Below are 14,135 nucleotides of genomic sequence, written 5' to 3'. Positions count from 1 at the left end.
AACTTCCTTTCCATTACTTGAATAAAATATTTGCAGACAAGCGAATTGGATGTTTGAAAACGAAGGAGGATATTGCAGTGACAACCGTTCTTTTAGACCCTGGCCACGGAGGAAGCGATCCCGGCGCAACCTATAGAAATTATGAGGAAGAAGATTTTACGTTGACTATTGCCCTCTTGGCAAGACAACATTTACTTGAACATTACCAAGTCAACGTGCTCATGACGCGCACAGACGATCGAACAGTCGGTTTGTCAGAAAGATCATCCATGGCTAACCGAGAGAATGTTGATTTTTTCTGTTCCATTCATATTAATGCCGGCGGAGGAACAGGTTTTGAAAGCTATGTTTATAACGGAGGGGCCTCTCCAAGAACGATCCAATACCGTTCCATCATTCATAATCATATTATGAGCGTAATCGGTCCGAAATATAGCGTAAAGGATCGGGGCAAAAAAAGCGCCAATTTTCACGTGTTAAGAGAAACAAAAATGCCTGCGGTTCTTTTGGAAACATTGTTTATTGACCATTCGAATGACATCAAACTTTTAACATCGTCTGACTTTATGAGCGACTATGCAGCAAGCTTAGCCGATGGAATCGGAAAAGCGCTTAATTTGCCCAAAAAGTCGACACGCACCACCCCAACTCCGCAGCCATCGCCAGCTGCAGGTAGCAGGATGTACAAAGTCATTGCCGGTTCCTTTAAAAACCGAGAAAATGCAGAAAAGCTGATAAATGAACTGAAAGGAAAAAATGTTGATAGTTTCCTTTCCGCTGCGATGGTGGACGGAACAAGTTATTTCCGCGTTCAAACAGGGGCATTTAAAAATTTGCAAAATGCAAAAGACCAGTTGGCAAGGCTTGTTCAATTAGGATACAAGGATGCATTTATATTAACCCCTGCAGAACAAGGAACGGCACAATCAGGCCAAAAGACAGATTCATCTCGTTCATCAACACTTCAACCGAAAACCCCTTCTCCCGATTCAAGGGATATCCCTATTTTAGGAGAAACGCTCGTATCGGGAACAATCTTGGATTTATATGTAGGAAAAACAAATCCTAGCGCACCTCAGCTGGGCGATTTGTATGAACAATTAAGCAAATCCTACGGAATTCGCGGCGACATCGCATTTGCACAAGCAATTCATGAAACGAACTATTTCCGTTTTACGGGAGTAGTCAATCGCAATCAAAACAATTTTGCCGGAATCGGAGCTACCGGTCCAAATGTTACAGGAGCAAGCTTTTCTACTCCGAGAGAAGGGGTTCTTGCCCATCTTCAACATTTATATGCATACGCCACAACGAAGCCTCTTCCAGCCGGGTTCCCCCTCGTCGATCCCAGATTTATTTATGTGGAACGAGGTTCTGCCCCGACCTGGAAAGATTTAAATGGGAAGTGGGCCGTTCCCGGCAGCCGTTACGGAGAAATGATTTTATCCATTTACCTATCCATTTTGCAGTTTGCAATTCAACAATTGAACGCTGCTCAATCAGCCATAAGCAAACAAATATAATCTGAATTCCAAAAAGATGTTGTATAAAAATGAAAAGATTATCAAAAATACAAAGAGAGCCAACTTCCGGCTCTCTATTTTATTAAAATGTTTCTGGTTCAAACGTCTTGCAATCAGTTTCCTTTTGATTTTTTGCCGTTTTTCCTGAATGACTTACGACATAAATGGCATCAGCTGCACATTTATTCCCTTCCGCCCAATATTTGCAGTTATTTACCTCACACAAAACGTCCTGCGCCATGTTTGTCACCTCCCAGTTATATATTTTCCTTTGGAAAGTGATTTGATACTTGTTGGTTGTGAAATGTCCATGGCAATATTTCGAACCGCAAAGACAATCGTTTTTGCATGTTTTGTTGGCTGTTTAATGAATTCATGATTATCATGTCATTTTAAGCCAAAATTCGATTTATTTTGTCGATGGACAAGCAAGGTGATCTGCTCCATACCAAAAGGTGCCTCAGAAAAAGAAAATGCAAACATTTGTAACGCCTCAGTCCTCCATTCGCCATGCAATTTCATTCATCCGCAACATTCATTTAGTGATTTGGAATGACAAAAGCCGCCATTTGCGGCGGCTTTCTTTTATTTTGCAAAAATGTGATTACCGATCACTACATGTTGTTTTTGCCGGAAAACGATTCCATTTGGCAAGATCCATAAAGCTTTATTATCTTTTCGACAATCCGTCTTCTGTCCATCATGCAGCAGAAAGCTCTATTTTTCAAGAAAATCGAGGCAAAAAACAGGTTTCATCAATTTGGCAATTGTGCCGCCTCCGCTTTTGCTGCAAGCATTCGGGCTCCCTTTTCAGTACACAATTTCCTTATTTTTGCTGCTTTCTTCGCTGGTTGGCTGTTGTATCCATTTGTTTGTTCTTTTGTTGAGAAAGAAGAATCGCTTTGGTAGGTAAGTTCGCTTTTGCAATGAAATAAAAAAGGACATAGTCGCTTGATGCCTTGTCCTCATTCCTTTTTATTCATTTTTTCAAAACATCATGGTCGACGTAACGCTCGCCGTTCAGCTCACTAATAACATTGATCGCAACTTTGGCGCCGTCGCCGGCAGTGATGATCGTATGTACGCTGACACCTGCAGCTGTACCCGCAGCCCAAATTTCCGTAAACGTTTGTCTTTCCTAGTGCATCGACATCAAATATTGTTTTAATGCGGGGTTCAGTCCCGTCTTTTGTCTTTAATCCGACTTTGTCGGCCAAATCTGTCAGAACTCCTGTAGCTAATATGACGTGTTTTGTTTCATAGGATCCTTTATCCGTCTTGAATACAAGCCCTTCCGCTTGTTTTTCAATTGTCTCCACATTTTCTGCCACAATCTCCGCGCCGAATTTTTCCGCTTGTTTTTCCCTGTTTCAATTAAATCAGACCCAGAAATTTCCATAACCCATATGGTTTTCAATCCAAGCTCGTTTCGTCACGGATTTATCGTTGTCCAACACAAGCGTTTTTTTACCGGCTTTTGCCGTGAACAAAGCGGCGCTTGCACCCGCCGGACCAGCCCCGACAATGACTACATCATACATGTTGCAATTCCCCCTTTTAGGAAAACTATTGTACTTCCATCGTAAGCGCAATTAAAACGAATTGTAAAGATCTTCATCTGCCTTTTCCTTGCAAGGGGAACCGCTTTTGTAGGAATCGTCCTCTCAACATTTTATTATTTCCGCAAGCAGTTTGAAAAGAGGACGGGATAAAATCTCATGAAAATCAATAAAACGGAAGGAATATCGGCATAATAACATAGAGGTGATTGATCATGAAGCCGTTTATTCCACAACTCGTATACATTGAACCAAGAGCCCTTGAATACCCGCTTGGAGTGGAATGGAAAGAAAAATTCGAAAAAATGGGAATCGACATTCGCTATACAACTTCCCACAATCAAGTGCGTAATATCCCCGGAGAAACACCTCTCCAGAAATACCGCAATGCGAAGTCGACTTTAGTCATCGGGGTTCGAAAAACATTGAAATTTGATACGAGCAAGCCTTCTGCCGAATACGCCATTCCACTGGCAACCGGTTGCATGGGGCATTGCCATTACTGCTATTTGCAAACAACGTTAGGAAGCAAACCCTACATTCGCGTTTATGTAAATTTAGAGGAAATTTTTCAGCAAGCTAAACAGTATATAGAAGAGAGAGTTCCAGAAATAACCAGATTTGAAGCTTCGTGTACGTCTGACATCGTCGGGATAGATCATTTAACACATTCACTCAAAAAAGCGATCGAATTTATTGGAGAAACAAAGCTGGGGAGATTGCGGTTTACAACGAAATATCATTACGTAGACCATTTATTGGATGCCAAACATAACGGCAACACCCGCTTCCGATTCAGCATCAACAGCGATTGGGTCATTCGTCATCTGGAGCCGGGAACATCAAGATTGGATGAAAGAATCAGCGCCGCTTTGAAAGTCGCAAAAGCAGGATATCCTATCGGTTTTGTTGTTGCTCCGCTATATCGGCATGATGGATGGAAAGAAGGATATAGAAAATTATTCAAAAAACTGGGTGACGTAATCGAAGACGATAACTTAACATTTGAATTGATTCAACACAGATTCACGAAACCTGCCAAAAAAGTTATCGAAGCAAGGTATCCAAAAACGAAACTGGAAATGGATGAGAAAAAAAGAAAATACAAGTGGGGGCGGTATGGAATTGGCAAATATGTTTATCAAACAGAAGAGGAAAGGGAGCTGAAAGAGACGATGGAACAATATATTCACTATTATTTTCCTAACGCCATCATCGAATACTTTACGTAAAACTGTAAGGAATACAAACCTTTTCAAAATCGACGGTCAGAAATGGTTAATTCAACAAAAACATTTTCTTTTGCTAGCTCACCTTTTCTTGAACCAACATATGATAAAACAAACAGTTTACGGTAAAGGTGATACAAAAATGAAGGAAAATCACACAATCGATGTTCCCTTTTTATATGATTGGGTCCGTTCCGCCTCCCGCCTCCATATGAATGTTCGGCTTCATACGAAACGGAAACCTTTAAAAGCTGAAACATTTTACTATTATGCTTTAGCTGATGGAAAAAAGACGATCTATACGGACGCCGATCAAATCAAAGAATTTACGAATAAAGGGATCTTGGATCCAAAAGATGTATCCTATATCCGGCTTTTCATTAACGGTGTTTTACAACCGCCGAACATTTATGAAGTGAAAAAAGGAATGTTAAGATTAAAATCAAGCGATGTCCCGCAAAAAGGTGTTCCTATTATTTTGGAATTTATTTCCATATATTTATAATTGAGGAAATAGGTGATGCCTGCACGGGATAAAAAAATCAGGATCCAAAAGAAGGACTTTCGGATCCTGATTTTGTTAAGCTGACACAACAGTTGTCGATTGAGGTGAATAATTGACCACTTCCAGTACAATTGGCGTGTCAGCTAAAATTGGATCTCCACCTGCAGGCACATTGATCGCAAGCGAACCGACCGTCGTTGCTCCCGGCGTATACGTACTTAGTCCGCCCATTTGAAGCACTCCGTTGACATAAACATTATAATAACTGTTGTTAGCTGCCAGTGCAGGCAATTCTGTAACAGCTGAACCATCATCTTGAAAAAAGCTGGCTGCATCAATGGTGAGCGTACTTCCCGGAGCAGTCTCTGCAGTCGTGACGTAGAAAAATCTTTGATCTTGAGGAACGACATTCGTTGTTGTGGACGCAGTGACAACCAATTTCATTAATTGCAGAGCCAATCAAACCCCTCCCTTCATACGATCTATTTCATCGTATGTAAAAATGCGGCGGAAGCTATAGACAAATACATAAATTCTATGTATAGCCGATTCCCTATTTTTAAGGGCTCCAATGGAAAATTCAAGGGCTTTTTTATTAATTGCTCTTGCTTCAGCGAATGGCAATAGTGATTATAAAGCAGCAAAATATTTCAGTTTTAGATTCGTCAAAACATTGTCACTTTTTCCGAACTTTTCTTCATATAAAATAAAACGCCAGGAGATTCTCCCGTGACAAAATCATGTCCATCAACATAGATATCCTCTCCACGTGAACGAATTCTTCTATTTGTGCCATTTTCTGCTCCCCCCTCTTGAAGTCCCCCGTGGGACTCACCACTTCCTCCTTCAAGTAAGTCCTGTCGGATTGTCTGCTTCCACACAGAAGATGAACGCCTAGTGTTTCGTTCTCCCTAATTGTTCAGTCCTTCCTCTTTCGTCTCGAGTTCGAAAGAGTACTATGACCTCTGCTGACTTCTGACTGTTCAGCTATCGATTACTCGATAGGTTACCAAGGTTACTTGGCGTGCCAGCCAGACCTCCCCGGGTAAGAGTGTAATCTTTCCTTCCATCTATCTGCTTCATGTACTCTGTATCACCTTCGGCAGAAAGCACTTCGTTTTGTTGTGCAAACTCACCCAGTGATACCTAGCCTCATATGAAGTTCGTGTTCCGAGAGACCCAAAGTTTGCCGCTCGCTTCCTTCAGATTCCGCGTCACCACGGACACCCTTGCTCTTGGCTAACCTCTACTTCTGCCTTCGTGGCTCGGGACTTTCACCCTAGAGATTACACCCATGCCGGGCGCACATAATCGAGTAGGAGGGAGCGATTAACTCCCGTCCTCTCACACCACCGTACGTACGGTTCCGTATACGGCGGTTCAATTAAGATAATTGACGCAAGTTTTCATAACTTCCGTGAATAGCTGTTCTCTTTATGCCAGTGGTCACTCCACCCTCCAAGAGGTCTCCCACGGGATTCACCGCTTCCTCCCTCAAGTGAGGTACTACGTTTTCTGTGTTCATCATGACTCACTGAATGCCAAGGGCTATTCTCTCTTAATTGTTCGGTCCTTCTTAGTTGTTCTAGACCAACTAATACTATGACCTCTGCTGACTTCTGACGGTTCAGCTACTTATCACTAAGTAGGTTATGAAGCGTACTTCACATATCCACCAGACCTCCCCGGGTAAGTACATGCACTTTCACACCATCTATCCGCCTCATTTACTCGATATGACCTTCGACAGAAAGAGCTTTGTTTTGTTTTGCAAACTCACTCAATCATACCTAGCCTTATATGAGGTTCGTGTTCCTCGGACCGGTGTTTTGCCTCCAGCTTCCTTCAGATTCCGCGTCACCACGGACACCCTTGCTCTTGGCTAACCTCTACTTCTGTCTTCGGGGTTCGGGACTTACACCCTATAGTTCATATACATGCCGGGCGCACAAAAATAAGGAAGCTGCTGATAAGCAGCAGCTTCCTTATTTCGCAAAAACGTGATCGCCTATCACAATTGTTGTGTTTTTAGTTCGAACCCATTGGTCGTCCGTCTTTTTCGGATTATAAAAATACAGGGAGCCTTGACCTAAACCGTGGAATGCCAAAGCTTCATTTACTGCTCTTTTGGATTCCTCACTTGCAGGCTTGTTAATCTCTCCATTTGCTACAGGAGTAAATTGGCGATCTTGATAAATAACCTCTGTAATTGTATCAGGATATAAAGGGCTGTCTACGCGATTTAATACAACAGTGGCAACCGCAACTTTTCCTTCGTATGGTTCTCCTTTTGCTTCTGCTTCTACTAATCTAGCCAATAAATCTTTTTCACTTGCTGAGATAGTTGGCGGAATAGTCAACTCTTCTCCAACATATAGTTCATCAGTTGTTTTATTGTTAACGGATTTTAGTTTTTGAACTGAAACCCCGTATTTTAGACCAATTTTCCAGAGTGTATCTCCTTCTTTCACCGAATAGGCAGCGCTTGCCTCACTTCCTTGTCCGGTGAAAACAATGGCAGCAAGAGCAATAAATGAGGAGAAGATGAATTTTTTTATTTTCTTCATAAATCCTACCTCCTTTTTTTCGCTCTCTATTACCCTAACATCTTCTAATCTAGAATTCATTAAAAAATCTTTTCATATTATTCATAAATATTCCAGCAAAGGTTCGGCGTTTACATATGTCTTTTGGAAACATTTTGCTGAATACACTGTACTTTGTTCTTTTAGAAACTCCCTGCACAAGAGATATTTTTCCATAACAATTTCCCATTGGTATAAAGTTTTACATATTTTGGACTTACACCTATATTCGAGTTTTAAATCATAAAAAAAGACAAGACAAATGAATGTCCTGTCTTTTTTGAAATTAATTTTTCAATATATCATGATCGACGTACCGTTCGCCATTCAGCTCGCTGATGACATTGATGGCCACTTTTGCACCGTCACCTGCGGTAATGATTGTATGTACACTTACGCCAGCAGCTGTACCTGCTGCCCAAATTCCGTCAATATTTGTTTTTCCATTTGAATCCACATCGAATATTGTTTTGATGCGAGGCTCTGTTCCGTCTTTTGTTTTTAATCCAATTTTCTCGGCTAAATCCGTCAATACTCCTGTCGCTAAAATGACATGCTTCGCTTCATACGAACCGCCATCGGTTTTGACGACGTGTCCATCCTGTTTTGTTTCAATTGTTTCCACTTGCTCGTTTTTTATTTCTGCTCCAAACTTTTCCGCCTGTTTTTTCCCAATATCGATTAAATCAGGACCTGTAATTTCTAAAACACCATAGTGGTTTTCGATCCATGCCCTTTTCGTCATTGATTTATCGTGATCTAAAACTAATGTTTTCTTTCCAGCCTTCGCCGTAAACAACGCAGCACTTGCCCCCGCAGGACCGGCACCAACAATAATCACATCGTACATCTTAACTCCTCCTTTGCAAAAAATGTTTATAATTTCATTGTAAGCGCAATCGAAAAAAAATGTAAAGAAACTTGCTTACCAATTCTGAAAATTAAAAAATTCATATATAATCTCCCTTCTCCAGCTGAACATAAAACCTTTTGTAGGCTGGAGTCCCGAAGTAAAAACCGCTTATCCCCAACTGATCTATTTTCAGAATACAGTAAAAAACGCTATTAAAATTCGCTATGCGGCTTCCGACACCCCAATGTGCAATGTTCCACAAAACTGCTACATAAGTCCGCCGGAGGAAGAAAGTCTGAAATATCTCTTACGGGCGACCACTGAAATAGAGGGCATAGTAAAATAAGCCATCGATCGATGACCTTGATGGAAATATTTGGATATAAAGGTTAGGTTGCAACAGTAATTATACGAAACCCTTGGGATTTAGCTAATAAAAGAGCTTGTTCTACCGTGATTTCACGGTTTACTGGAAGAACATCAGCTTTTTTATATAAATTCGGATTATATGGTTCTTTCTTTTTGAGAATGTTGTAGATAGCTGTTAAAAGCATACGTGCAATGGCAATAATTGCTCGTTTGTGACCCCTGCGCTTTTTGAGTTTCAAATAGCGGTTTCGAATTTCGGGATGTTTTTCACTTTTGACTACAGCGGTGGCACACTGTACCAAAAGAGGCTTGATGTAGCAGCCTGCTCTCGAAATTCTTACTGACTTTTTCTTGCCGGCACTCTCGTTATTTGTGGGTGTAAGTCCTGCCCAGGAACATAAATGCTTAGCTGTCGGAAACACGTCCATATTGACACCTATTTCTGAAACCACGGCAATGGCGGAAAAGATGTTCTTAAAGGACGGAACAGTTAAGATCAAGTTCATTTCCTCTGTGTAGGACGCGGCAAGGGAAAGAATGATTTTTTCAAGGTCAGCTTTACGAGATTGAAGGTCTTCATAGTGCTGTTTCATCACCTTTAATTTTTCAGCCTGCTCCGGTGTAATAAATCCGTCAATGGCTAACTCCAATTCAGGCAGTTTACTCTTCATGGAGCCGTGGATTAAAGGTTCAATATCAAAAGAAGTGTCTAAAGGGTTCTTAAGGAGCTTTTCAATGATGTTCATAGAGCTTTTGCCGAAGGTATCTGAAACAACATTTCCAAGCTGGATGTTAGACACGGTTAAACTGTTTTGAAGACGGTTCTTCTCACTTGACATAAAATTAGTCAGTTTAAAACGATAGCGCATAAGGTCACGCAGCTGTCTAATCTCAAGTGGTGGCATAAAGCTTCCAGCCACAAGGTCATGCTTAAATAAATCAGCAATCCATTTGGCGTCTTTTTTATCTGTTTTCTTGCCACGGATCGCCTTGACGTACTTAGGGTGTGCAAGAGTGATGTTGCAGGAAGCTTCAAGTACATTAAACACAGGAATCCAGTATTTCCCGGTAGATTCCATACAGACATCCTTACAGTTATTTTCACAAAGCCATTGTGACAGCTCATTCAATCCTTTTGTATAGGTAGAAAAGCGATGGCGTTTGTAAGTTGTAACTCCTTTGATTGTTGAGGCAATACAGGCAACAACAAAGGTTTTGTGGACATCGATTCCACAACAGATAGGGTATACAATTTTTAAGGCCATAGGGAATGATCCTTTCAGAGAATTATAGGGATAGACAGCATTGACTGATTGCCCAGCAATAAACGAGTAGTTGTTTATACAAAGATAAGTCTGCGTGCTCGAAGTCACACTTATTTGTGCTTGGAAAGGCAATCTACACATATAAACATGCGGTCACCCTGCAACCAGAGTGGCCCACTCACCTCCGCGTGATTTGTAGTTGACTGTTATCCCTATGACTTTAGAATAATAAAAATAACGCCGGTGGCACAATTGTTTCATTACGTTTTGTGCCTTGAGCGAAGCGAAAGGAATGGATATAAACATGAAAGTCAGTATATGACACTCCTTTGGCGATTGACATTACAAACGATATTATGCAAATTCAGGTGAATTTTTTCAGCAGACTGAACCATATATTAAAGAAAGAGCGTCTAAATATATTAGTTGGAAACTTCTAGAATGGAATAAATCATCATTTACTTGAAAAAAATAGGGAAGCTTTCGTTTAGCAACAAATAATTTATTTATGAAATGAACATTACAACGGCTCTGCTAGCAGCAACTCGACCATTCAACATCTTGAATATTTGATAAATATTTTACGCATTCTCTCGGCTTCTTTATTCACCGCTAGATCGTCACGAAACAGGTTGAGATAAAGGTTTCGAACGACAACTAACATTTAAAATAGATCCATACCTCTTTACGAAGCTTTCAAAAAAAGATTGGTGAAGCGCATATCCAAACCGAAGCAAGAATGAAATGACAAGAAGATAAAGAATCATCAAGTACATGAATCAAGCTCAAGAAAACGGACTGAAACAATATATTTATGATGATATTTCGAATTTCACAAGGATCGTAGAAATGGATGGATATAAAAGCCAATTTTAAAAAAATTTATTAAAAATGGAAAACGGCTTTGACATCTTTTCATCCTGATAGTACTCTATATTCGTTGACATTTTACATACGGCATTTATTTAAAGAAGGCAGTGAACATTAGTGAAATCGTTTGTATGGAAAATAAGCGGCATCGTTTTCATTTCGATCATTTTCATTTTTTTAATGTCTTTTTATTACAAAACATTAAGGGTACAGTCTGTCCCAGCAAATGGAAGCAAACAAATAGAAAAATCGCAATATGATGGAGTTGACTTAATTTCAGATATTGAGGATAAAAAAGAATTCCATTCCGCCATACACTATCCGAGATTTCAAAGCAGCAAACTGAATGCATCCATCCAGTCTTACGTCAAAGAAGAGAAAAGACGGTTTCACGAACAAATTCAATCCCAAAAATGGCGCTTGTTTAAAGATCCGTCGAATTTTTCTCTGACTTTTCGCCTCTATCCGGTCACAGACAGCGTCTATTCTTTTGTTTTTACTTCAGAAAGCCATTCAGATGGGGAAAAAGAAAGTAAAGACTTTAAAATCTTCATAGTCGATTTGGCAGCAGAACGTTTTATAAACAGCCAAGACATTCTTGAAATCGATGAAAAAACAAAAGAAAAGCTGCATGTTCAATTGACGGACCAGTTTCTTCAATCAAAAAAATATAAAAAAAGCTTTAGCAAAAAGAAGCTTAACAAGTGGCTCAATCACCCATATAACGATTTTTCCAATATTTATTTGACAAACAAATTCATTGTTTTCAAGTTTCATAGCAATGAAGTAACAGAAGGTGCTGAAAGTCCTGAAATTTCCATTCCTTTAACGAAAGGAAAAGAGTTATTGACAGAGGAGTGGCGGAAGCGATTATGGATGGAAGAAAACAAACCAAAAAAAGCAGAACCATTGCCGAAAAAACCTCCCATCCAAAAAGACGAGCCGATCAAAAGTAAAAAAATAGTTGCTCTAACATTTGATGACGGCCCTCACCCAAAATATACAACAGAAATTTTGGATTTATTAAAATCGTATCATGCAAAAGCCACTTTTTTTGTGATTGGTCAAAGAGTTAATTTTTATCCTAATATTGTAAAAAGAATAGGTTCGGAAGGACATGAAATTTGCAACCACAGCTTTAGCCATAAAGATTTTACAACTTTAAAAAAAGAGAAAATACTTGAAGAAATAAATATGACCGATCAAGAAATTTTCAAGGCATCGGGCTTAAAAGCGAATTGCGTCCGCCCTCCATATGGGGCTGTTAATCAAAAGGTCAGATCAGCTATTGAAAAGCCTATCATTCTATGGACTGTAGATACATTAGATTGGAAAACGGATGACCCAAAAAAAGTACTTAAAATCGTTCAAGCCAAGACAAAAAACGGTTCCATCATTTTAATGCACGATATTCATTCATCCACAGTAGAGGCAATGAAGCTTATCTTGCCATATTTAAAACAACAAGGTTATGAGTTTGTAACTGTATCAGAGATATCAAAAAAATGAAATCCTCTGCACATGCAGTTGGCGACCGAAATATGAAATGCATACAATGCCTATTCTTATAGTGTTGAATGCGATCCGCTTCCCAAATCTATGGAAACGTTCAACAGAAATTTTGAAAGCTGAAACGTTTGATGCCTATTTTAATGAAAAAAATGATCTGTCCTGCTAAAGAAGCTTTGCAGCGGAAATGTGTGAAAAGGAAAAGGGATTTTAAAGCGATTCCCATAAAAAGATGTTCCAGTATTTTAACGTTTGCACTCATTTTTGGCCATAAAAGCAGGGATCCAAAAAGGTCAGCATTTTGGGTCCCTTTCTTTTATCAAGTCGTAACAGCTGGTGCCGATTGATGTACACAATAGAGCAATTGATTTGCTTTTCCTTGCAGAAAGTTGATTGCTTATAAACCAGACGTCGTTGCTCTACGTTTTTCATTTAATGCACAAATACGTTTATATGGCTATTATTCATGGGCAGTGCATGCCGCAAACCGCCTTTCTTGCCACAGCAATTGTAAAGTATTCCCAAAACAGCTTCTGCTGTAATTTAAGGCATATTGTTATTCTCTGCAGTGCCCATCCCCTCTTCATTTCATCCTATCCAGTAATGATCAAAAGCTTTGAACAATTTCTCCCTTTCACTTTATAGCAAACAAAAAAAGCCCATTTTAGCTCGTATGTAAACTAAAATGGACAAATTTCTTATTTTTATTTAATGATTAAGACTGGACAGTGAGCCTCTTGAGCTACTTTTCGGCTGACGCTTCCCAACAACGTTGCTTTAAGCGCGCCTTTTCCTGCACTCCCCATTACAATGATGGAATAGTCATGTTCTTTTGCATAATCCGTAATAATTGTTGCTGGCTCTCCTTGGAAAATATGTGTTTCATGCGGGACGTTGCTTTCAGTAAGGAATTCAATCGCTGGTTTTAAAATCGCTTCGTTCTCTTCATCAATTAATTTGGAAATATCAACAAAATAATACTGCTCTGTAAATCTTAAATTATTGACATGCAAAATCGTGATTTTTTCAGACCCAACTGTTTTGGCAAGTTTTACAGCATGCTCAAGCGCGCGTGTAGAATGGGCAGATCCATCCATAGGAACTAATATTTTTTTGTACATCCTCATCCCCTCCAAAAGAACTATTTTTTCTTTATTTCCATTTTATCAAAATTTTTCTAGAATTTAAGTAGAGATTTGTCAAAATTTCGATTTTCACCACTTTGTCACTTTTAAATCCATTTTAAAATGATAAAATATACAATGAGAAAATTTATGTTAGGAGGAAAAAAATGGACTCCATTCAAAACTATGAACAGCCTCACAACAAAAAAAATTACACCGGCATTGTTGTGACACTCTCAGTTATTATAAATGCCGTTATTTTACTGTTATTTTTCTCTCCACTCGGATATCGAGGCGAAGTCCATTTTGATTTGACGATTTTCCCAAGACTTAATGCGATTTTTAACAGCTTTACGTTCGTCTTTCTGCTCGCTGCTCTTTATGCAATTAAAAAGAAAAATATCAAAGTACACCGGAACTTTATCATCGCAGCGTTTACAACGACCACCTTATTTTGTATTTCTTATTTAACCTATCATTTTTTGCAATCTGAACCGACCCGTTATGGCGGTGAAGGATTTATGAAAACATTTTATTTATTTATTCTTACTTCCCATAGTATATTAGCAGCCGTCGTTGTTCCGCTTGCATTGTTTGCCTTTTTCTGGGGAATGTCAAGACAGGTAGAAAAACACCGGAAAATTGTTCGCTGGGCGATGCCGATTTGGCTATACGTCTCATTTACTGGTGTTCTTGTATACATCTTGATTTCTCCTTATTATTAAAAAAAGAAGGTTGACCGAG

At 39.5% G+C, this 14,135-nt stretch carries 11 protein-coding genes and 1 pseudogene; 5 read left to right on the top strand and 7 right to left on the bottom strand.

Translation table 11 applies throughout. The features are described 5' to 3' along the window. Window positions 1-77 precede the first annotated feature (77 nt). Window positions 78-1,523, top strand: a complete 1,446-nt coding sequence (locus NSR00_RS01750) for an N-acetylmuramoyl-L-alanine amidase (protein ID WP_340786589.1) — start codon at window positions 78-80, stop codon at window positions 1,521-1,523. Window positions 1,524-1,605: 82 nt separating this feature from the next. On the opposite strand, the gene NSR00_RS01745 is transcribed toward NSR00_RS01750, so the two are convergent. Both NSR00_RS01745 and NSR00_RS01740 read right to left on the bottom strand, forming a co-directional pair. Beyond that, entirely contained in the window at window positions 1,606-1,764 is a 159-nt protein-coding gene (locus NSR00_RS01745) for a DUF1540 domain-containing protein (RefSeq protein ID WP_339199517.1), read from the bottom strand. A 738-nt stretch (window positions 1,765-2,502) separates the two neighbouring features. Then, window positions 2,503-3,064: pseudogene (locus tag NSR00_RS01740) on the bottom strand (FAD-dependent oxidoreductase). Between the two features lie 233 nt (window positions 3,065-3,297). Between NSR00_RS01740 and splB the strand changes: the two are divergent. Together splB and NSR00_RS01730 are read left to right on the top strand one after the other, a co-directional pair. Beyond that, complete coding sequence (splB, locus tag NSR00_RS01735) at window positions 3,298-4,314, top strand: spore photoproduct lyase (protein ID WP_339194957.1); 1,017 nt, start codon at window positions 3,298-3,300, stop codon at window positions 4,312-4,314. A gap of 139 nt (window positions 4,315-4,453) precedes the next feature. Further along, window positions 4,454-4,816 carry a DUF4183 domain-containing protein gene (locus NSR00_RS01730; protein WP_311067117.1) on the top strand — a complete coding sequence of 121 codons (363 nt, stop codon included), beginning with the start codon at window positions 4,454-4,456 and terminating at the stop codon, window positions 4,814-4,816. A gap of 75 nt (window positions 4,817-4,891) precedes the next feature. Here NSR00_RS01730 and NSR00_RS01725 read toward each other — a convergent pair whose 3' ends face one another. The 4 genes from NSR00_RS01725 to NSR00_RS01710 form a co-directional block, all read right to left on the bottom strand. Next, window positions 4,892-5,275: a DUF4183 domain-containing protein gene (locus NSR00_RS01725; protein ID WP_311067116.1), complete on the bottom strand. Its 384-nt coding sequence runs from the start codon at window positions 5,273-5,275 to the stop codon at window positions 4,892-4,894. Window positions 5,276-6,801: 1,526 nt separating this feature from the next. Beyond that, the gene (locus tag NSR00_RS01720) at window positions 6,802-7,383 is read right to left on the bottom strand and encodes a cell wall hydrolase (protein WP_063389409.1); all 582 of its coding nucleotides are present in this window, start codon (window positions 7,381-7,383) and stop codon (window positions 6,802-6,804) included. Window positions 7,384-7,687: 304 nt separating this feature from the next. Beyond that, window positions 7,688-8,251, bottom strand: a complete 564-nt coding sequence (locus NSR00_RS01715; protein WP_063389410.1) for an FAD-dependent oxidoreductase — start codon at window positions 8,249-8,251, stop codon at window positions 7,688-7,690. Between the two features lie 392 nt (window positions 8,252-8,643). After that, window positions 8,644-9,888: an IS110 family transposase gene (locus NSR00_RS01710; protein WP_094244418.1), complete on the bottom strand. Its 1,245-nt coding sequence runs from the start codon at window positions 9,886-9,888 to the stop codon at window positions 8,644-8,646. Between the two features lie 987 nt (window positions 9,889-10,875). Here NSR00_RS01710 and NSR00_RS01705 point away from each other — a divergent pair. Continuing rightward, complete coding sequence (locus NSR00_RS01705) at window positions 10,876-12,267, top strand: polysaccharide deacetylase family protein (protein ID WP_340786583.1); 1,392 nt, start codon at window positions 10,876-10,878, stop codon at window positions 12,265-12,267. Between the two features lie 704 nt (window positions 12,268-12,971). On the opposite strand, the gene NSR00_RS01700 is transcribed toward NSR00_RS01705, so the two are convergent. Beyond that, window positions 12,972-13,388, bottom strand: coding sequence for a universal stress protein (locus tag NSR00_RS01700; RefSeq protein ID WP_063389413.1), 417 nt, complete (start codon window positions 13,386-13,388; stop codon window positions 12,972-12,974). Window positions 13,389-13,558: 170 nt separating this feature from the next. Between NSR00_RS01700 and NSR00_RS01695 the strand changes: the two genes are divergently transcribed. Then, entirely contained in the window at window positions 13,559-14,116 is a 558-nt protein-coding gene (locus NSR00_RS01695; RefSeq protein ID WP_094245489.1) for a DUF420 domain-containing protein, read from the top strand. Window positions 14,117-14,135: the final 19 nt, after the last annotated feature.

This window comes from Aeribacillus sp. FSL K6-8394 (genome assembly GCF_038008865.1).
GTDB lineage: Bacteria > Bacillota > Bacilli > Bacillales > Aeribacillaceae > Aeribacillus > Aeribacillus composti.
The sequence above is the reverse complement of the archived record's forward strand: the minus strand, read 5'-3'. Positions and strand labels throughout refer to the sequence as shown.